This window comes from Oscillibacter sp. CU971, assembly GCF_905219725.1.
Classification (GTDB): Bacteria; Bacillota; Clostridia; order Oscillospirales; family Oscillospiraceae; genus Oscillibacter.
Genome location: NZ_CAJMXG010000033.1, coordinates 1 through 19,222 on the forward strand (window position 1 = coordinate 1; position 19,222 = coordinate 19,222).

Here is a 19,222-nt window from a genome sequence, read left to right on the forward strand (position 1 = left end):
GAGAAGACCTGTCCCGGCCCCAGGGGGACCGCCCCCAGGCACAGGCTCAGCAGGGCGGAGAGAACCGCTAGCGCCCCCAGGGCCGGGAGCGCATATTTAGTTCGGGTAGAGGATATCCGCAAGTCCTTCATAGGCTTCCCCCCAGCGGGCGTTGGGCTTCAGGTTGTAAAGCTTGTGGTCCAGGGTGATGAACCGCCCTTCCCGCACCGCCCGGAGAGTCCCCCAGGCGGGGTTCGAGAGCAGGGCGGCGTCCAGGGACTTCCGGGCCGCCGCGGCGTCCGCCCCTTGAAGCACGGCGAAGATATAGTCCGGGTCCCCGGCGATGATGCCCTCCAGGCTCAGATTTTCCAGCAGCCCCCCTCTGTCGGCGATGTTGACGCAGCCCAGCGCCGCCAGCATCTCCCCCAGGACGCTGCCCTCGCTGCCCTTGGCCTTGCAGCTGCTGCCGCTGGCCCGGACATAGAGAACCTTCGGGGCGCCGCCGTCCTGCCGGGCAATCGCAGCCTCCACCTGCTCCCGGACGGCGGTCCCATAGGTCTCGTACCGCTCCGGCAGTCCCGTGAGGCGGGTGCAGATTTCCAGCATCCGCAGATAGTCGTCGAAGCAGTCCACCTCGAAGTAGGCGGCGTTCAGCCCCGCCTGGGCGAAGGTATCTTTCAGTNCCAGGTTCGCGGCGGTATTGACGCTGGCCAGAATCAAATCCGGCTCCGCCGCCAGCAGGACCTCCAGATTCGGCTCCTTCACGGCCCCCAGGTCCGCCACGTCCTCCCCCAGTCCCAGATCGAAGGACGTCCAGGCGTNCCCGGCGGCGGCGATGAGGCTGTCCCGCCCCCCGGCTAGGCACCAGATGTCGGCAAAGCTGCCGATCATAGCCGCCACCCTCCGGGGCGGCTCCAGGGCAAACGATTGTCCCAGGTCATCCGTAAAGGTTACCGCCTTTTCAGANANCNGCGGATCTCCGGCCGGTTTCCCCGGCGCTCCACAGGCGGTCAGCGGCAGCAGCAGCGCAAGCAGCAGACAAAGGCGTTTCATGGTTTTCCATTCTCCCATCAAGCGGCAAAGGAGACGGACCCCAGGCCCNCCTCCTTTCCGTCAAAATCNTATCAGGCGTACTTCGCCACAATGGCGTTCAAATCCTCCCGGTGAGTCTCGGACCACTGGGCCCAGCTCTGTCCCTGCGCCGCCGCGGCCCTTCCCAGCTCCACCAGCAGGGCGGGGANATCCTTCTCCAGGATTACCGCGCCCGCCTCGCCGAAACGGGCCTCGTCCAGGGCGTCGCCGCCTCCCAGGAACAGGCGGAATGCGGGCTGGGGCTTCTTGTCCTCCAGGCGCACGCCGCCCTGGAAGCCGATGGTCCCCGCCTGGTGGGCGGCGCAGCTGGAGGGGCAGCCGGAGATCCGAATCCTGGGCAGGGNCCCGTCAGGGATGCCCGCCTCCCGGACCGCGNTTACCGCGGCCCGGAGCAGCCCCTGGCTGTCCCGGACGCCCTGCTGGCAGACTNTGGCGCCGATACAGGCCACGCTGTATTCAAACTCCGTCTTCGCCCCGTCCTCCGTAAGGGCCAGGACTTTTTCCGCCCCGGCGGCGGGGAGGTTGACGATATACAAAGTCTCGTCCGGCCCCACCCGGCACTCCGCGTTGCACAGGTCCTTGATGGCGGCGTACAGCCGGGCGGGCTTCTCCACCGGCAGGAGGCCGCCCACGGGGTGGTACTTCACCGTATACATTCCCGGCTGCTTCTGCCGGATGGCCCGGGGGTGTTCCAGCGTCTCCTCTCCCCCGCAGACATCGGCCAGGGCCTCCAGCCGGGGCNNTTCCANCCCCCCCTCCGCCTTGGCGGACTCCACGTTTTTCAAAAATGCCTCCTTAAGCCCCTCGGGGCCCAGGGTGTCCTGCATGAAGCGGGTCCGGGCCTTGGCCCGGTTCTCATAGTTGCCGTGCCGGCAGAAGGTGTCCACCATGGCCTTGACGTAGTAAAGGACCTCTCCAGGCTGGACAGCCTCGTCCACCAGCACGCCCATGCGGTGACCCATGGCCCCCAGGCCCCCGGCGATGCGGAGGGAGAAGGTCCCGTCCGCCTGGGCCCGGAAGCCCATGTCCCGGAAGGCGCTGTGGACAGAGTCGTCCGCGCCGTTGGAAAAGGCAATTTTCAGCTTCCGGGGCATGTGAATCTCCCGGCAGACGGAGAGAAGGTAGTCCGTCACCGCCGCCGCGTAAGGGGACGGGTCAAAGGCCTCCCCCTCCTGCACGCCGGAGAGGGGGCTGCACATGACGTTCCGGGGGTTGTCCCCGCCGNCGCCNCGGCAGAGGATGCCGCAGGCGGCGGCCTCCTCCATAATGGCGNGCACCTGCTCCGCCGCCAGGTCGTGGAGCTGCACCGTCTCGCAGGTGGTGAGCTTCAATCGCCGGACCTGGTACTTCTCCACGGTATCCGCCAGGAATTTCAGCCGCTCCAAGGTCAGCCGCCCGGCGGGCAGGCGCAGGCGGAGCATGTGCTTCGCCGCGTCCCGCTGGGCATAGCTGCCCATGCCGCCGGAGCAGCCCTTGTAATCCTTCCTGTCAATTTTGCCCTCCTGGAAATCCCGGATTTTCCCGGAGAAGGTTTCAATCTCCTCTCGGTAGGTCTGGAGCCATTTCTGGTCCATCATCACACACCGCCCTTTTTCAAGCTGTCCGCCCAGCGGCGGATTCTAATCACGGAGGTTATTTTACCACAGGGACGGGCCCGACCGCAATCCCCTATTTCAGGTTTTCACGGCAGATCCTCGGGTTCCAGAAGCGGGAAGCCGCTCTCCGCCAGCAGCCTGGCAAAGACGCCCTGTCCGCTGACTCTCCGCCCGCTGAATGTGCCGTCATAAACCTGCTTCACGCCGCAGCTGGGGCTCCTGGGANGAAGCACGGCCAATTCCGCGCCCTCCCGCCGGGCGATGTCCAGGGCCGCTTCCGCTCCCCGGCGGAAAGCCTGGTCCNCATCCTCCCCGTCCCGGGTGGTGACCGCGCCGCCCACAATCTCCGCCGGAGTCCGGGGCGTGGGCAGGCCCCCCAGCTGNTCCGGGCAGACGGGCACGGCCTCATGGCCCTCCTTTTTCAGCCNGTCCAGCANTCCGGGACACAGGTTGTTCCCGCCGCTGTACTTGCAGTTCTCCCCCAAGAGGCACGCGCTGACCAGCACCTTCATTCCGCCAGCCCCTCCAGATAGTGGACGAACTGCTGGGCCGTCCGGCCGGAAAAGCCGCCGTGGCGGACCTCCCAGGCGTTGGCCTTGACCATCAGCTCCTTCTCGTCCATCTGAATTCCCTGGCGCTCCGCCAGGGCCTTGACGATGGCCTGGAACTCCTTGGGGCTGGGGGCGTTGTAGTTGATGGTCACGCCGAACCGGGCCGCCAGGGAGAGCTTTTCCNCCATGGTGTCAGAGCGGTGAATGTCCCCGTGGTGCTCCATATCCTGCCGGTCGTTCCAGGTCTCCCGGATGAGGTGGCGGCGGTTGGACGTGGCGTAGATCAGCACATTTTCCGGCCGGGTCTCCACGCCGCCCTCAATGACGGCCTTGAGGAACTTGTATTCCACCTCGTTTTCCTCGAAGGAGAGGTCGTCGATAAAGATGATAAAGCGGTAGTTCCGGTTTTTGATCTCCGCCAGGATGCGGGACAGCTCCCCGAACTGGTGCTTGTAGATCTCGATCATGCGAAGACCCCGNTCGTAGTACTCGTTAATGAGGGCCTTGACGCTGGTGGATTTTCCCGTCCCCGCGTCGCCGTAGAGCAGCACGTTGTTGGCGTGCTTCCCGGCCAGGAACGCCTCCGTATTCCGGCGCAGCTCCGCCTTCTGGCTCTCATAGCCCAAAAGATCCTCCAGCCGCACGCCGTCCACATTGCTGATGGGCAGAAACTCCAGCCCATCCTCCCGCCGGATGCGGAAGGCCCGGTTCATGGCGAAGACGCCGTAGCCGTACCGCTTGTAATAGTCTGTCACCAATTGGAACATCTCATGCCCGTTTTCCGCCTCCGACAGCGCCTTCCGGAGGGCCAGGACCTGGGCGCTGACATCCCGGTTATAGGTCCGCTCCCGCTTGGGGATGGCGTGGTAGGCGGTGAGGATGGAGAAGCAGTCCGTGAGAAGGTACTGCTCCAGNTCGGAAAAATCGTAGTGGAAGAGCTGGTGGAAAACGGCGGAGTCGCTTTCCGCAAAGCGGTTCACGCTGCCGCCCTCCGTGGCGCCCACCCGCTCGCAGGTCCGGGTGAAGGAATTTTCGTTGGTCATGAGGACCCAGGTGAGATAGCACTGCCAGAGATTTTCGTCAAAGCCGCAGGCGGTGGAGAGGTCCAGGATGCGCTTGACCTCCGCGTTGGCGCGCAGAAGCAAAGGCTCCTTCGCGCCGCCGGTTTTGCACTCCCGGATAATCTCCGCCAGGCGGACCAGGNTGCTGTCCGGCCCTAAATCNCTGTAGAGAATGAGGTGGGGAAGGATACGGTTCATAGCGGTCAATCCTTTCTTGAAAAAACGCCGCCTGGGGAGGCGGCGCTTTTCGGAAGCTGAGCAATCAGTTGGAGGCGGTATCGGGATCGGTATCGTCGCCCCAGAGCATGTTGCGCCGGAGCTCCGCGCCCACGGTCTCCATCTGGTGCTGGGCCAGCTGGCGGCGCTTGGCGTTGAAGAAGGTCCGGCCGTTTTTGTTTTCGGCANTCCACTTCCCGGCAAACACGCCGTCCTGGATGTCCGCCAGCACCGCCTTCATGTTCTTCTTGGTCTCCTCATAGGGGAGAATCCGGGGACCGGAGACATATTCGCCGTATTCCGCCGTGTCGGAAATGGAGTAGTTCANCATGGCCACGCCGCCCTTGTTGATGAGGTCGATGATGAGCTTCATTTCGTGGATGCACTCGAAGTAGGCGTTCTCCGGGGCATAGCCCGCCTCCACCAGAGTCTCGAAGCCCAGCTTCATCAGCTCCACCACGCCGCCGCAGAGGACGGCCTGCTCGNCGAAGAGGTCGGTCTCCGTCTCGTCCTGGAAGGTGGTTTCCATGACGCCGCCTCTCGCGCCGCCGATGCCCGCCGCATAGGCCAGGGCCAGATCCAGGGCCTTCCCCGTGGCGTTCTGCTNCACGGCGACGAGGCAGGGCACGCCCTTGCCGTTGACATACGTAGAGCGGACGGTGTGGCCCGGGCCCTTGGGGGCGATCATGGCCACGTCCACCCCGGCGGGGGGCACAATCTGCTTAAAGTGGATGTTGAAGCCGTGGGCGAACATCAGNAGGTNCCCGGCTTNCAGGTTGGNGGCGATGTCGTTTTTGTAAACGTCCGCCTGGACCTCGTCGTTCACCAGAATCATGATGATATCGGCCCATTTGGCGGTATCCGCCACGGTCTGAACCTTCAGCCCCGCCGCTTCGGCGCCCGCCCAGTTCTTGGAGCCCTGGCGCAGGCCCACGCACACGTCGCAGCCGGATTCCTTCAGGTTCAGGGCATGGGCGTGGCCCTGGGAGCCGTAGCCGATGATGCCGATTTTCTTCCCGTCCAGCTTGCCCAGGTCGCAGTCCTTTNNATANTACATTCTNGCCATANTTATATTCCTCCTTNAATTTGCTCTCGTCATATATCGTGCTACGCCCTCTNTCGATGGCGATAGTACCCGTCTTGGCAATCTCCAGGATGCCGAAGTCCTCCAGCATCTGAATCAGCGCCGCGTTCTTGCTCTGGGAGNCGAAGACCCAGACCGTCAGGGACTCCTTGTCCACGTCGCTGATATGGCCCCGGAAGATGTTGGTCATCTGGATAATCTCGTCCCGGGTGCCGTGGTCCGCCGCCCGGACCTTGATGAGGGCAATCTCCCGGCGGATGCAGGTCTCCTCGTCGAAGATCTTCACCGCCTGAACCCNCAGGAGCCTGCGGCACTGNGTNGCCAGCTGGTTGACCANCAGCTCGTCCGCCAGCAGCTCGATGGAGATGCGGGCGGTGTGGGGCCGGTCCGTGGCGCCGGAGACGATGGACTCGATGTTATAGCCCTTCCGGGAGAAGAGCCTCGCCACCTGGCTGAGGATGCCGGGGGTGTCCTCCGTCAGGATGCAGAGGGTGTAGAGCTTCTTCTCCGTGTCCCATTGCTTTCTCATGACTCTCCTCCTTCGCTCAGCAGGAAATCCGTAATCTCGGACCCGGAGGCCACCATGGGCCGGACCATCTCGTCGATGTCCAGCATACAGTCGAGGACCGCCGGCTCCCGGGCCGCCAGGGCCTGGGCCAGGNCCTTCTCCATGTCCTCCTTGCTCTTCACCCGGAAGCCCCGGATGCCGTAGGCCGCCGCCAGCTTCACGAAATCCGGCCCCCNGTCCAGGGTGGTTTCGGAGTAGCGCTTTCCGTAGATAAGGCTCTGCCACTGGCGGACCATGCCNNGGGTGCCGTTGTTAAAGACCACGGTTATGATGGGCAGCCCGTAGTGCTGGACCGTCGCCAGCTCGTGGCAGTTCATGCGGAAGCACCCGTCCCCGGTGATGTGGAAGACCCGCTTGCCGGGGTGGGCCGTCTGGGCCCCGATGGCGGCCCCCAGGCCAAAGCCCATGGTGCCGAAGCCGCCGGAGGTCAGCATCTGGCCGGGGTACTGGAAGTGGAGGTACTTGATGGCCCACATCTGGTGCTGGCCCACGTCCGTGGCCACCACCGCGTCCTCGGGCATCTGGAGCCGGATAGTTTCCAGCACCTGCTGGGGGGTGAGGTGGTCGCTGTCCTCGGCCACCGACGGGGCCCGGAGGGGCAGGATGTGGGCCTTCCATTCGCTGTGGTCGTACTGGGGCAGCTTCTCGTTCAGCATGGCCAGCACCCGCCGGGCGGAGCCGATGATGTGGTGGTCCGTCAGCACGTTTTTGTCAATCTCCGCCCGGTCGATGTCGATTTGGCAGATCTGCGCCTGGCGGGCAAACGTCGCCGGGTTCAGGGCCACCCGGTCGGAGAAGCGGCAGCCCACGGCGATGAGCAGGTCGCACTCGTCACAGGCGGTGTTGGAGGCCTTGGAGCCGTGCATGCCGATCATGCCGGTGGTCAGGGGGTGGCTTCCGGAGAANCNGNCGCCGNCCATGNGGCTGATGGCTACCGGGGCGTCCAGCTTTTCGGCAAACGCCTTGAATTCCTTGTCCGCCCGGCCCAGCACCACGCCGACGCCGCAGNTAACGAAGGGCCGCTGGGCCTGCTTAATCATCTCTAAGAGGATGTCCACGTCCTCTTGGTTGGGGGTGGGTTTTTTCAGCTCGTGGTCCCGGTTCAGATCCCGCANTCCGGCACAGCCCCGGTTCTCCCGCCAGGGGACGAACTCATATTCAATCTCCACGCTGGGGAAGGTCACGTCTTTCAAAAAGTCGATGAGCACCGGCCCCGGCCGCCCGCTGGCGGCCACGGCGAAGGCCTGGCGCATGACGGCGGGAATCNTCGTCNGGTNCCGGACTAANAAGGNGGCTTTCGTAATCGGCATGGCGATGCCGGTGATGTCCACCTCCTGGAAGGCGTCCTTGCCCAACGTGGCCTCGGTGACGTTGCAGGTGAGAAAGACCACCGGGGAGGAATCCAGATACGCGGTTGCGATGCCGGTGGTCAGGTTCNTGACTCCGGNGCCGGAGGNGGCGAAGCACACGCCCACCTTCCCGGTAGACCGGGCGTAGCCGTCCGCCGCGTGGGCCGCCCCCTGCTCGTGGGCGGTTAATACGTGGTGAATCTTGTCCTTGTACCGATACAGCTCGTCATAGACGTTCAAAATGGTGCCGCCGGGATAGCCGAAGACGGTGTCCACCTCCTGCTCCAGCAGGCACTCCATGATGGCCGCGGTCGCTCTGATTTTCATAGGCGCACTCTCCTCCTCCGGCGGTTCATTTCCATATTTTCACCGCGTGTTCGTCCTCCGCCAGGCACAGCTCCCGCAGCGTCTCCAGCTCCTCGCTGTGGTCCTCCAGCGGGTCCTCATACTCCAGCTCGGCGGCCACGGAGAACGCAAAGCCCTCCTCGCCGTACTGCTTCCATAGCTCCATCAGCCGCTTGTTGGGGTGCAAGCCGCCGGAGAGNNTGGCCCGGACGCTGTTGAACGCCGCTTTCGTGTCCTTGGCGGTTCCCAGGAAGACCTCTGCCGTCTCCCTGCACCGCAGGGAGATGACGCCCATCTCCGGGCGGCGGTTCTTCCACTCCTCCGTCAGGGCTTTTTTCTGTGCTTTATCCATATCGTGGTCACTCCTTCATGCCGTCAGATTTTTCCTCCGCCCTTTTGCAGGGCGATGACTCCGGTCCGGGCCACCTCCAAAATGTTGAAGGGCCGCATCATCTCCTCGAACACGTCCACCCGGTCCGGGGTGTCGGAGATCTCCAGGGTCATGGAGGTGGGGGAAATGTCCGCCGCCTTGGCCCCGCAGATGCCGCAGATGGTCATGATGTGTTCCCGGTTGTTTTTGTTGGCGCTGACTTTTATGATCATCAATTCCCGGCCAATCATGTTCCCCTCGTCCAGGGTGCGGACCTTGATGACCTCCACCAGCTTGTTCAGCTGCTTTTCCACCTGCTCCACCACGCTGTTCCCATTGTCCACAATAATGGTCATCCGGGACAGGGAGGGGTCGTCCGTCACGCCCACCGCCAGGGAGTCGATGTTGAAGGCCCGGCGGGAGAACAGGCTGGCCACCCGGTTCAAAACGCCCGCCCGGTTCTCTACCAGTATGGAAATTGTCTGCTTCATCCTTCCGTCCTCCCTCTCAGTCCGTGGTTTTCCACTCGGGGCTCACCTCCGCGATGAGGAGGCAGGGCCCCTCCTTCGCCAAAAAGCGGTCCAGCGTCTCCTCCACCTTGGCCTCATCCCGCAGCGTCATGCTGGGGACGCCGTAGGCGGAGGCGATGGCGGCGAAATCCGGGTCCCCCTCCAGCCGCACGCCGAAGGGGCCGTGGTAGGGCTCCTTGCCCTGAATCTGGTTCACAAGGCCCAGGACGCCGTTGCGGAAAAGGACAATTTTCAAATCAAAGCCTCCGGCCTTCACGGCAGCCAGCTCGTTCATGGACATCTGGAAGGACCCGTCGCCGCAAACGGCCACCACCTGCCGCGACCGCTGGGCGGTCTTTACGCCCACGGCGCAGGGGATGGCGTAGCCCATGGTGCCAAGCCCCCCGCTGGTCAAAAACCGGGCCCCGTTGAGCCGCAGGTGCTTGCAGGCCCAGATTTGATTCTGCCCCACGTCCACGCAGACGGCGGCGTCCTCTCTCAACCGCTCGCCCAAAAGCCGCAGAAGGCGGCCCGGGAAGACGTACCCGTCCTTCGTGGGATAGCCCCGGCCCAGGTTTGTCCGGCGGAGCTCCTGGAGCATCTCCCGCCACGCCCCGCACTCCGCCCGGGCCCCCCGCTCCATCAGCTGCTGGAGGATCACCTTGGCGTTCCCCACCAGGGGGAGGGTGGACTGCATGTTTTTCCCGATTTCGGCGGGGTCCACATCAATGTGGATATTGGCCATCCGCTTTTGAATCTCGTCCGGAGAGACGATGGCCCGGTCCGCCACCCGGGTGCCGATCATAATGAGGAGGTCCGACTTTACCAGGGCCTTGTTGGCCGTATTGTTCCCGTGGGCCCCGATCATGCCCATGTTCAGCGGGTGCTCCGTAGGCAGGAGGCTGAGGCCCATCATCGTCGTGACCACCGGGATGCCGGTGTACTCGGCAAACTGCCGCAGCTCCTCCTCGGCATGGGCCAGGAACACGCCGCCCCCGGCGCAGATCACCGGCCTTTGGGCCATGCCGATGGCCGCGGCCACGTTGGAAATCTGTTTGTCGTTGCCCCGGACGCTGGGGTTATAGCCCCGGATGCGGACCTCCTCCGGGAAGACCACGTCCGGCACCAGCTGCTCCTGCACGTCCACGGGGATGTCAATGAGCACCGGGCCGGGCCGGCCCGTGGAGGCGATGTGGAACGCCTCTTTCAAGACGACCGGAAGCTGGGCGGCGTCCTTCACCAAATAGCAGTGCTTGGTAAAGGGGGTCACCGCCCCGGTGATGTCCACCTCCTGGAAGATGTCCCGCCCCAGGAGGTTGGAGGGCACCTGGCCNGTGATGGCCACCAGGGGGATGGAGTCCATATAGGCCGTGGCCACGCCTGTGATGAGGTTCNTGGCCCCCGGGCCGGAGGTGACGATGCACACCCCCGTCTTCCCCGTCACCCGGGCGTAGCCGGAGGCCATGTGCCCGGCGTTCTGCTCCGTGCGGACCAGGGTATAGTCGATGTTCGGGTCCTCCCGCAGGGCGTCGGCAATGGGGCAGATGGTGGCCCCGGCGTAGCCGAAGATCCGCTCCACGCCCTCCCGGGCCAGGCCCTCCATCAAAATCTGCGCGCCTGTCAGTTCCATGCTCAGCATCTCCTTTCGGTGTGGAAAGCAAAAAAGCCCGTGTCCCTTGTCGGGCCACGGACTTGCAAGAGTTCCGGTTTTGGGGGACCGGCGGTTACGCTGTTTTGGGAAAACCGNTTATCACGCCCTTGTTTCGCGCATGACCAAACGCACTATTCTGTTTCGGCGGCAAAACTACCAGTACCAGAACCAGAATAATGTACAGGCCCAGNATGCTGTTCAGAGCGTGCATCGTCATCATTGTGCGTTCCCTCCGCCGCGCAAAGCGGCCCTTCGGCGNCCTCCCCGGCAAGGGGACTTCGCCTGTCTTGAGTCGTTATTATACATGTCCGGCGCGCAAAGCGCAACAAAAAAATTGGATTCCTTCCGTTTTCCGGATAAATTCACGAATACCCGTGAATTTCCACAGCTGTTCTCGTCAAAAATGACGGAGATTTTTCCAGGATGCGGTATCAGACCGCACAGCTTTTTTGCAGACAACGCCCGCCGGTTTTCCGGCGGGCGTCGTTGGTCGGATATGAAGATTAGAGGGAAATGGAGGTGCCGGTTTCCCCGGCGATGCCGGCCTTGGCCTTTTCCAGCAGGGTGATGAGGGCCATCCTGCCCGGGCGGGACTCGGCAAACTGCACCGCCGCCTGGACCTTGGGCAGCATGGACCCGGGGGCGAACTGCCCCTCGTCCATGTAGCGCCGGGCCTCCTCCGGGGTGAGGCTGTCCAGCCACTTCTGGTCCGGCTTTCCGAAGTTCACCGCCACCTTTTCCACGGCGGTAAGGATGATCAGCACGTCGGCGTCCAGCTGCTCGGCCATCTTCTCGCTGGCAAAGTCCTTGTCAATGACCGCTGCCGCGCCCTTGAGGTGGTGCCCCTCGGTCTTGAAGACGGGGATGCCGCCGCCGCCGCAGGCCACGACCACCAGCCCGGCCTCCACCATGTCCTGGATGGACTGGATTTCCACAATGGAAACCGGCTTGGGAGAGGCCACCACCCGGCGGTAGCCCCGCCCGGCGTCCTCCACCACCTTGTAGTCCCGCTCCTTCACCAGGGCGTCGGCCTCTTCCTTGGTCATGAAGGCGCCGNTGNGCTTGGTGGGATTCTGGAAGGCGGGGTCGTGGGGGTCCACCTCCACCTGGGTGAGCACGGTGGCAACCCCCTTGTTGATGCCGCGGTCCAGCAGCTCCTCCCGCAGTCCGTTCTGAAGGTCATAGCCAATGTAGCCCTGGCTCATGGNCACGCACACGNACAGGGGGCAGGGGATATACTTCTCGGGGTCCGAGCGGGTCAGCTCGGTCATGGCGTTTTGAATCATGCCCACCTGGGGGCCGTTGCCGTGGGCGATGACCACCTGGTGGCCCTGCTCAATCAGGTCCACAATGGCCCTGGCGGTCTGCTTCACCGCCGCCATCTGCTCCGGCAGGNTATTGCCCANGGCGTTGCCGCCCAGAGCGACTACGATACGTTTACCCATGATGCGCGGCCTCTCAGAAGAACTTCCGCTTGCCGGCGGCGTCCAGGGCCATCAGGGCGGACACGGGGTCCTTCACCTTGCTCATCATGATCATGGCCGCGATGACATAGGGCTTGTAGCTGGCTTCCTTGTACAGGGGCACCAGGTAGCGGTCGAAGACGGAGTTGTCCACCTCGCCCTCGGGGCAGCTCAGGCCGGTGATGTCGGCGGGGAGGCAGTGGAGGTACAGGGCGGAGCCGTTCCGGGTCTTCTTCATCATCTCCTCGGAGCAGGTCCAGTCCTTGTGCTGGGCGTTCTGGGCCAGGAGCTTCTTCTCCAGGGCGTCGATGCCCGCCTGATCCCCGGCCTGATAGAGCTTGGTCCGCTCCTCCATGGCGGCGAAGGGAGCCCAGCTCTTGGGATACACGATGTCCGCGTCCTGGAAGGCCTCTTCCATCGTTGCGACCTTTTTGTAGCTTCCGCCGGTGGCGGCGGCGTTCTTCTTGGCGATTTCCTCCACCTCGGGCATCACGTCATAGCCCTCGGGATGGGCCAGCACCACGTCCATGCCAAAGCGGGTCATGAGGCCGATGACGCCCTGGGGAACGGACAGAGGCTTGCCGTAGGAGGGGGAGTAGGCCCAGGTCATGGCGATTTTCTTGCCCTTGAGGTTCTCCACGCCGCCGAACTGGTGGATGATGTGGAGCATGTCGGCCATGCACTGGGTGGGGTGGTCCACGTCGCACTGGAGGTTTACCAGGGTGGGCTGCTGCTCCAGGATGCCGTCCCGGTAACCTTCCTTCACGGCGTCCATGAAGGTTTTCTGGTACTTGTGGCCCTCTCCGATGAACATGTCGTCCCGGATGCCGATGACGTCGGCCATGAAGGAAACCATGTTGGCGGTCTCCCGGACGGTTTCGCCGTGGGCAATCTGGGATTTCTTCTCGTCCAGGTCCTGAACGGTGAGCCCTAACAGGTTGCAGGCGGAGGCGAAGGAGAACCGGGTCCGGGTGGAATTGTCCCGGAAGATGGAGATGCCAAGGCCGGAGTCAAAGATCCGGGTGGACTTGTTCCGCTCCCGGAGATCCCGCAGGGCGTCGGCCACGGTGAAGATGGCGTCCAGCTCCTCGTCGGTCTTGTCCCAGGTCCAGTAGAAGTCGGACTTGTACATATTGTTGATGTGCAGCTTCTCCAGGTGCTGCGCCAGCTCGATGGTCTTAGACATAGTGTTGTACCCCTTTATTTTAATAATTAGAATCTGTGATTGGGTATGATTATTTGATGTCGTTGTCCGTCAGGCTCTGGCGGAACTCCGTCACGTCGGCGGTCTTGTTCTCCGGCTTGTACAGGGGGATGGCGGCGGCGTACAGGGCGGCGCAGGTCACCAGGTCCTGCTTCCAGGTAATCTCGTTGGGGGCGTGGGCCTGGGACTCCGCGCCGGGGCCGAAGCCCACGCAGGGGATGCCGTACCGGCCCTGGATGGACACGCAGTTGGTGGAGAAGGTCCACTTGTCCGTCAGGGGGCGGCCGGTGCGCAGGTGCATGGCGTCCTTGGCCTGGTCCGCGTCGGCGTGGCCGATGCGCTCCTGGCCCCAAAGGGCGTGGTGGGCGTCCACCAGGGCCTGGACATGGGCCGCGCCGGNCTTGTTGATCCAGGTGGGGAAGAAGCACTCCGTCTCATAGACGGTTCCCGTCCAGGCGGGACGGTCGTACATGTACATGGAGACCTTCACGTCGTNCCCGTATTTCTTCACGCTGGGCAGNTGGCGGATTTCCTCCAGGCAGGAGTCCCAGGTCTCCCCGGCTGTCATGCGCCGGTCGATGGAGATGGAACAGCTGTCCGCCACGGCGCAGCGGCTGGGGGAGGTGTAGAAAATCTGGCTGGTGGTGCAGGTGCCCCGGCCCAGGAACTGGGCGTCCTCGTAATGCTCGGGGTTGAACTCCGGATTCAGCATCTTGACAAGGCCCTTGACGGCGTTGGAGGGGCCGTCGCCGTTTTCGTTCAGGGCCCGAACGTCCTGGAGGATGTCGGCNATCTTGTAGATGGCGTTGTCGCCCCGGTGGGGGGCGGAGCCGTGGCAGGAAACGCCCTTCACGTCCACCCGGATTTCCATGCGGCCCCGGTGGCCCCGGTAGATGCCGCCGTCGGTGGGCTCGGTGGAGATCACGAACTCAATCTTGCTCCGGGCGTCCTCCGGGCCCTGGAAGTACTTGTTGACGATGTACTGCCAGCACATGCCGTCGCAGTCCTCTTCCTGGACGGAGCCCACCACCATGATCTTATAGCCCTCGGGGATGAGCCCCAGGTCCTTCATGATTTTCGCCCCGTACACGGCGGAGGCCATGCCGCCCTCCTGGTCGCTGCCGCCCCGGCCGAAGATGATATCGTCCGTCTCATAGCCCTTGNAGGGGTCCGCTTCCCAGTTGTCAATGTTTCCGATGCCCACGGTGTCGATGTGGGAGTCGATGGCAATGATTTTTTCGCCCTGGCCCATCCAGCCGATGACGTTGCCCAGGCCGTCGATTTCCACCTTGTCAAAGCCCAGCTTCTCCATCTCGGCCTTGATGCACATCACCACTTCTTTTTCCTCGCAGCTCTCGCTGGGGTGGGAAATCATGTCCCGCAGGAACCGGGACATCTCCGCCTTGTAGCCCTCCGCGGCCGACTTGATCTTCTCGAAATCCATGATGCAGACCTCCGTTTTTATTTTATGTTGACGGCTTTGCGACCTCGCCGCCTGTTCCCTATAACCCTATCATAGCACAAGATTTCCCGTTGTCAAACAAAATTTTAGAAAACCAAAAAATTTTTTTGAATTGCTGTTGATTTCTCCGAAACTTCGTGGTATGATGCTAGTATGAATCGGTGTCTTTATCCAAAAATCAGCCTGAAAAGGGGGGAGCACCCACGGAAAACAGCAAGCTGGAGCTGCTGCGCCAGGTAGCCGCCGGCATCGCCGCCCAATTCGGTTCCAACTGCGAGGTGGCCATCCACGATTTAAGCCGGGACCCGGACCGCTCCATCGTCTTTATCGCCNACGGCCATGTGTCGGGCCGGAAGGTGGGGGACGGCGCGTCCAACGTGGTGATGGAGCAGCTGCGCACCCAGGACCCGGAGCCCAAGGACCACCTCTGCTACCTCACCAAAACCCCGGACGGGAAGATTTTGAAATCCTCCACCGTCTATATCCGGGACCGGAAGGGGAAGGTCTCCGCCATCCTGGCTATCAACTACGACATCTCCCGCCTCATCCTCATGGAGGAGGCCCTCCACGACCTGACCTCCACCGGGGAGGAGGTCCCTTCCGAGCCGGAGCGCATCACCAACGTCAGCGATTTGCTGGACGAGCTGATCCAGCAGTCCGTGGCCTTGGTGGGCAAGCCCGCCGCCGTGATGAACAAGGAGGACAAGGTAAAGGCCATCCAGTTCCTCAGCCAAAACGGGGCCTTCCTTATCACCAAGTCCGGCGACAAGGTGGCAAAATACTTCGGCATTTCCAAGTATACCCTGTATTCCTATATTGACATGAACAAACAGGAGGGAACTTAGTATGATCGATCTCACCATCCACCGCCAAGGCCTGGAGCACAACCTGAAAAAAGCCCGGGAAAACAACATCCTCATCCCCACCATCGCCCAAATGCAGCACCCGGAGACCATCCCCGGCAAGGTCCAGGACAAGCTGAAAGCCGTGGGCCTCTGGGACGTGAACCCCCTGAACCTCTTCCGGGTCACCTGGAAGAACGAGGCCAAGAAGTCCGGCGGCCTCTTCCAGGACGTCCCCAACTACATTGAGCTTCCCCCGGAGCTCACCGGCGTNCCCTGCCGTATCGTCGCCATGGTGGGCAAGTGGTTCCCCACGGGCTGCCATAAAGTCGGGGCCTCCTTCGGCTGCCTTGCCCCCCGGCTGGTGACGGGCCAGTTCGACGTGGACGTCCACACGNCCGTCTGGCCCTCCACCGGCAACTACTGCCGGGGCGGCGCGTTCAACTCCAAGCTCCTTGGGGCCCAGGGCGTGGCGATTCTCCCGGCGGAAATGAGCCAGGAGCGCTTTGACTGGCTCCATGAGATCGGGGCGGAGGTCATCGCCACCCCCGGCTGCGAGTCCAACGTGAAAGAGATCTTCGACAAGACCAACGAGCTCAAGCAGGACCCCCAGTACATGATCTTCAACCAGTTCGAGGAGATGGGGAACCCCCTCTGGCACTACAACGTCACCGGCACCGCCCTGGCGGACGTGTTCGAGTCCGTCAAGCGTCCCGGGGACCGCTTCGCCGGCGCCTGCTTCACCTCCGGCTCCGCCGGCACCATGAGCGCGGGCGATCTGCTGAAAGAGCGCTATCCCCACCTGAAGCTGGGCGTGGGCGAGGCCCTCCAGTGCCCCACGATTCTGAACAACGGCTTTGGCGGCCACCGGATCGAGGGCATCGGAGACAAGCATATCCCCTGGATTCACAATGTAAAAAATACGGATATGGCCATCGCCATTGACGACGAGGACTCCCAGCGGCTCCTCCGCCTGTTCAACACTCCCGAGGGTCAGGACTACCTGCTCCACACCCTCAAGCTGGACCCGGCGCTGGTGGAAAAGCTGACCTGGCTTGGCATCTCCGGCATCGCCAACGTGCTGTGCTGCATCAAGATGGCGAAGTACTACGAGTTCACCAGCCGGGACGTGGTGGGCNCCGTCCTGACGGACTCCGCCGTCATGTACCGGAGCCGGATTCAGGAGCTGAACGACCAGTTCGACGCGTACACCGGAGAGGAGGCCCGGCTGGACCACAACCTCCACATCCTGGGGCTCAAGACCGACAACCTCATCGNNCTGACCTANGCGGACCGNANGNGGGTCCACCACCTGAAATACTACACCTGGGTGGAACAGCAGGGCAAGNACATGCACGNCCTCAACGCCCTGTGGTACGACACCGAGGGCACCTGGGACGCGGTCCACGCCCAGGCCAAGGATCTGGACGAGCTGATCAACGCCTTCAACGAAGAAAGCGGCGTGCTGAAAAACCTGTAAGCGCAAAAAAGAGACGGAAGGGAAAATCCCCTTCCGTCTCTTTTTCGTTAGGCGAACAGTGCCTCGAATTCCTCCACGGCGGAGGCGGAGGCGTCCCCCACCGCCAGCATCACGTAATTGCCGTGGCTGACAATCCGGGACTTGGTCTTCCAGCCCTCGATGGTCTCGGGATACCAGGCTCCGCCGGGGGTCGCATCGTCTCCCACCTGGTAGTCAATCCGGGCCTGGAAGATGTCTTCCACGGCCTGCACGTCTTCGGCGTTCTCCACCTCCACCAGGGCGATTTCACCCACGGCGGCAGATATGGCGGCAATATAGACCCTCCGCTGCTTGGCGGCGATCTCCGCGAGGCCGGGGTAGTAGCTGTCCAGCAGCTCCTTCATGTTCGCGTCTGTGGTCAGGTCCATCAGCTCCGGCCAGATGTTCCCTTCCCGGAGGGTGTTGTAAAAGGCGGAGAGGTTAATCTCCTCCGAGGCCTCCGTTTCCGGGGAATCCGTACCGNCGTCCTCGGGGNCGGAGGCATCCGGAGCATCGGTTCCGCCGCCTTCGGGAGCGTCGTCTTCGGGAGCGCCGCCCTCGGGGGCGTTCACCTCGGGAACGCCGGAATCCGCGTCCTGGCNGGGGGCGTCCTTGCCGCCGCAGGCGGCCAGGGACAGGGAAAGGGCCAGCGCCAAAGTCAGCGCGAGAATCTTCTTTTTCATGTCAAATCTCCTTGTGTCAAAATGGCCTTGTGGTCTGCTTCTGATAGATAGACGGCGCTCCGNGNAGAANAGTTTCCGTTTCCGTAAAAAAATTTTCGCCCCCCAGAAAAAACTGAGGCGGCCCAAAGGCCGCCTCAGCCCGGCTTATCCCCCGTCCCGCAGGCGGAAGGCCGCCTTGACAAAGAGATCCACTTCCTCCATGGTGTCAAAACAGGCGATGGCCACCTGGTTTCCCATGGTNCCCGCCAGGGCGTCGGGCATCCGGGTGAAGAGCCGGGCCCGGTCGCCGCACCGGGCCTCCAGCTGGCCCAGGGAAATGTCGTAGCGCACCCCGTCCCGCCGCCCGGCGTAGACGCAGTAACGGCGGGGGCCGATGTAGGTGTGGCGCAGACGGTCGTAGGCCACCATGTCCGCCCAAATCTGATATACGTCCACGCTCTGGCTGAAGTCCAGCATGTCCGGGGTGTAGCCCCCGGCGGGGCGCATGTTGACCTCCAGGGCCACGATGTCCCCCACGCTTCCCAGGCCCTCCTTCGCCTCCGTCAGGCGGAAGAACTCCAGGTGGAAGAAGCGGCTGGACGCGCCGAAGGCTTTCAGCGCGGCTTTGCCCGCGGCCTCCACGTCCGGTGGGACCTCCTTGTCCACGTAGTAGTACGTGGGCACATGCTTGTTCACCATGTCCATAATGGAATTCCGGGTCACATGGCTGGCGGCGAAGAGGACTTCTCCTTTGGAGTTGCAGATGCCGTCGTAGGTGGTGACGGAGCCGGAGACATACTCCTCCATAAGATAGGGGGCCTCCGGCGGGGCCTGGAAGAAGCGGCGCAGGTCCTCCTCGTTTTCCAGCTTCCAGGTGGCCACGGCTCCCACGCCGTTGTCCGGCTTGACGACGACGGGATACCCGGCTTCCCGGACGAAGGCCAGGCCCGCGTCCAGGTCCGTCACCGGGGCGCACCGGGCGCAGGGAATGCCCGCCTTTTTGTAGTATTCCTTCATGGCCAGCTTGCTCTTGTACTTTTCGATCTCATGGGCCCGGGGCCCGGTGGTGATGTGGAAGTCTGTCCGCAGCCGGGCGTCCAGCTCCAGCCAGTACTCGTTGTTGCTCTCCAGCCAGTCGATCTTCCCATAGCGCCCGGTAAAGTACCCCACGGCCCGGAGGACCTGGTCATAGTCCTCCAAGCTGTCCACCCGGTAGTACTCGGTCAAAGCCCGCTTNAGGTCCGGGTGCNNNAAGTCATAGGGCGCGTCCCCCACGCCCAGGACATTGACGCCGTTCTCCTTCAGGCGGACGCAAAACCAGCGGTAGGCCTCGGGGAAGTTGGGGGAGATGAAGACAAAATTCATAGAGGATTCCTCCTTTGCCGGCGGTGATTTCACGCTTTAAAGTATAGCACATCTCTAGGAAAAGCGCAAGAGGCGGAACCGGGGAGGCACAGCCTCCCCGGTTCCCGGTCATGTCATCCAAATTTCGCCGTCAGGCTGCCCTTTTGCAGGATATGGCTCTCCGCCGCCTTGAGGAAGTGCTTCTTCCGGGCGTTGGAGCTCAGGCCCAGGACGCAGTCCAGGGCGTAAACCGTCAGCCGGTAGGAGTGGACGGACCAGACGGGGGGCTTGGGCCCGGCGTAACGGTGGATGCCGTAGGCCATGCCCTGGACCACGCCGCTCTCCAGCCGGTCCCGCTGGGGGATGCCCCCGGGAAT

The 19,222-nt window shown here is 63.1% G+C and carries 15 protein-coding genes and 2 pseudogenes; 2 read left to right on the forward strand and 15 right to left on the reverse strand.

Features of this window, described 5'->3' with window-relative positions:
• Positions 1–96 precede the first annotated feature (96 nt).
• The 13 genes and pseudogenes from JX325_RS04295 to JX325_RS04355 all read right to left on the reverse strand — a co-directional run bounded on the left by JX325_RS04295 (position 97) and on the right by JX325_RS04355 (position 14,481).
• Positions 97–1,032 carry an ABC transporter substrate-binding protein gene (locus JX325_RS04295; protein ID WP_204789937.1) on the reverse strand — a complete coding sequence of 312 codons (936 nt, stop codon included), beginning with the start codon at positions 1,030–1,032 and terminating at the stop codon, positions 97–99.
• 71 nt (positions 1,033–1,103) lie between these two features.
• On the reverse strand, positions 1,104–2,648 hold the full coding sequence (locus tag JX325_RS04300; protein ID WP_307819246.1) for a nitrite/sulfite reductase: 1,545 nt from the start codon (positions 2,646–2,648) through the stop codon (positions 1,104–1,106).
• Between the two features lie 104 nt (positions 2,649–2,752).
• Positions 2,753–3,178 carry a DUF523 domain-containing protein gene (locus tag JX325_RS04305; RefSeq protein ID WP_204789938.1) on the reverse strand — a complete coding sequence of 142 codons (426 nt, stop codon included), beginning with the start codon at positions 3,176–3,178 and terminating at the stop codon, positions 2,753–2,755.
• Positions 3,175–4,476: an ATP-binding protein gene (locus tag JX325_RS04310; protein ID WP_204789939.1), complete on the reverse strand. Its 1,302-nt coding sequence runs from the start codon at positions 4,474–4,476 to the stop codon at positions 3,175–3,177. The genes JX325_RS04305 and JX325_RS04310 overlap by 4 nt, the downstream gene beginning before the upstream one ends.
• Positions 4,477–4,540: 64 nt before the next feature.
• A complete protein-coding gene (ilvC, locus tag JX325_RS04315) occupies positions 4,541–5,560 on the reverse strand; it encodes a ketol-acid reductoisomerase (protein ID WP_204789940.1) in 1,020 nt (339 codons plus the stop codon).
• Between the two features lie 49 nt (positions 5,561–5,609).
• A pseudogene (gene ilvN, locus JX325_RS04320) lies at positions 5,610–6,107 on the reverse strand (acetolactate synthase small subunit); the annotation flags it as partial.
• Positions 6,104–7,822: a biosynthetic-type acetolactate synthase large subunit gene (gene ilvB, locus JX325_RS04325; RefSeq protein ID WP_204789941.1), complete on the reverse strand. Its 1,719-nt coding sequence runs from the start codon at positions 7,820–7,822 to the stop codon at positions 6,104–6,106. The pseudogene ilvN (JX325_RS04320) and the gene ilvB (JX325_RS04325), both read right to left, overlap by 4 nt.
• A gap of 25 nt (positions 7,823–7,847) precedes the next feature.
• Entirely contained in the window at positions 7,848–8,192 is a 345-nt protein-coding gene (locus JX325_RS04330; protein WP_204789942.1) for a GIY-YIG nuclease family protein, read from the reverse strand.
• 23 nt (positions 8,193–8,215) lie between these two features.
• A complete protein-coding gene (gene ilvN, locus JX325_RS04335; RefSeq protein WP_204789943.1) occupies positions 8,216–8,701 on the reverse strand; it encodes an acetolactate synthase small subunit in 486 nt (161 codons plus the stop codon).
• Between the two features lie 16 nt (positions 8,702–8,717).
• Positions 8,718–10,349 carry a biosynthetic-type acetolactate synthase large subunit gene (gene ilvB, locus JX325_RS04340; protein WP_204789944.1) on the reverse strand — a complete coding sequence of 544 codons (1,632 nt, stop codon included), beginning with the start codon at positions 10,347–10,349 and terminating at the stop codon, positions 8,718–8,720.
• Positions 10,350–10,873: 524 nt separating this feature from the next.
• Positions 10,874–11,815, reverse strand: coding sequence for a carbamate kinase (gene arcC / locus JX325_RS04345; RefSeq protein ID WP_204789945.1), 942 nt, complete (start codon positions 11,813–11,815; stop codon positions 10,874–10,876).
• Between the two features lie 13 nt (positions 11,816–11,828).
• Positions 11,829–13,019: a knotted carbamoyltransferase YgeW gene (gene ygeW / locus JX325_RS04350; RefSeq protein ID WP_204789946.1), complete on the reverse strand. Its 1,191-nt coding sequence runs from the start codon at positions 13,017–13,019 to the stop codon at positions 11,829–11,831.
• A 49-nt stretch (positions 13,020–13,068) separates the two neighbouring features.
• Positions 13,069–14,481 (reverse strand): YgeY family selenium metabolism-linked hydrolase, encoded by a 1,413-nt coding sequence (locus JX325_RS04355; RefSeq protein ID WP_204789947.1) that lies wholly within the window; start codon positions 14,479–14,481, stop codon positions 13,069–13,071.
• A 179-nt stretch (positions 14,482–14,660) separates the two neighbouring features.
• Here JX325_RS04355 and JX325_RS04360 point away from each other — a divergent pair, with 179 nt between their 5' ends.
• Entirely contained in the window at positions 14,661–15,344 is a 684-nt protein-coding gene (locus JX325_RS04360) for a transcriptional regulator (protein WP_243413918.1), read from the forward strand.
• A gap of 1 nt (position 15,345) precedes the next feature.
• Positions 15,346–16,821, forward strand: coding sequence for a pyridoxal-phosphate dependent enzyme (locus JX325_RS04365; RefSeq protein WP_204789948.1), 1,476 nt, complete (start codon positions 15,346–15,348; stop codon positions 16,819–16,821).
• An 845-nt stretch (positions 16,822–17,666) separates the two neighbouring features.
• Here the strand turns inward: JX325_RS04365 and JX325_RS04370 are convergent.
• Entirely contained in the window at positions 17,667–18,866 is a 1,200-nt protein-coding gene (locus JX325_RS04370; protein WP_204789949.1) for an acetyl-CoA carboxylase biotin carboxylase subunit family protein, read from the reverse strand.
• A 113-nt stretch (positions 18,867–18,979) separates the two neighbouring features.
• A pseudogene (locus JX325_RS04375) lies at positions 18,980–19,222 on the reverse strand (YbhB/YbcL family Raf kinase inhibitor-like protein); the annotation flags it as partial.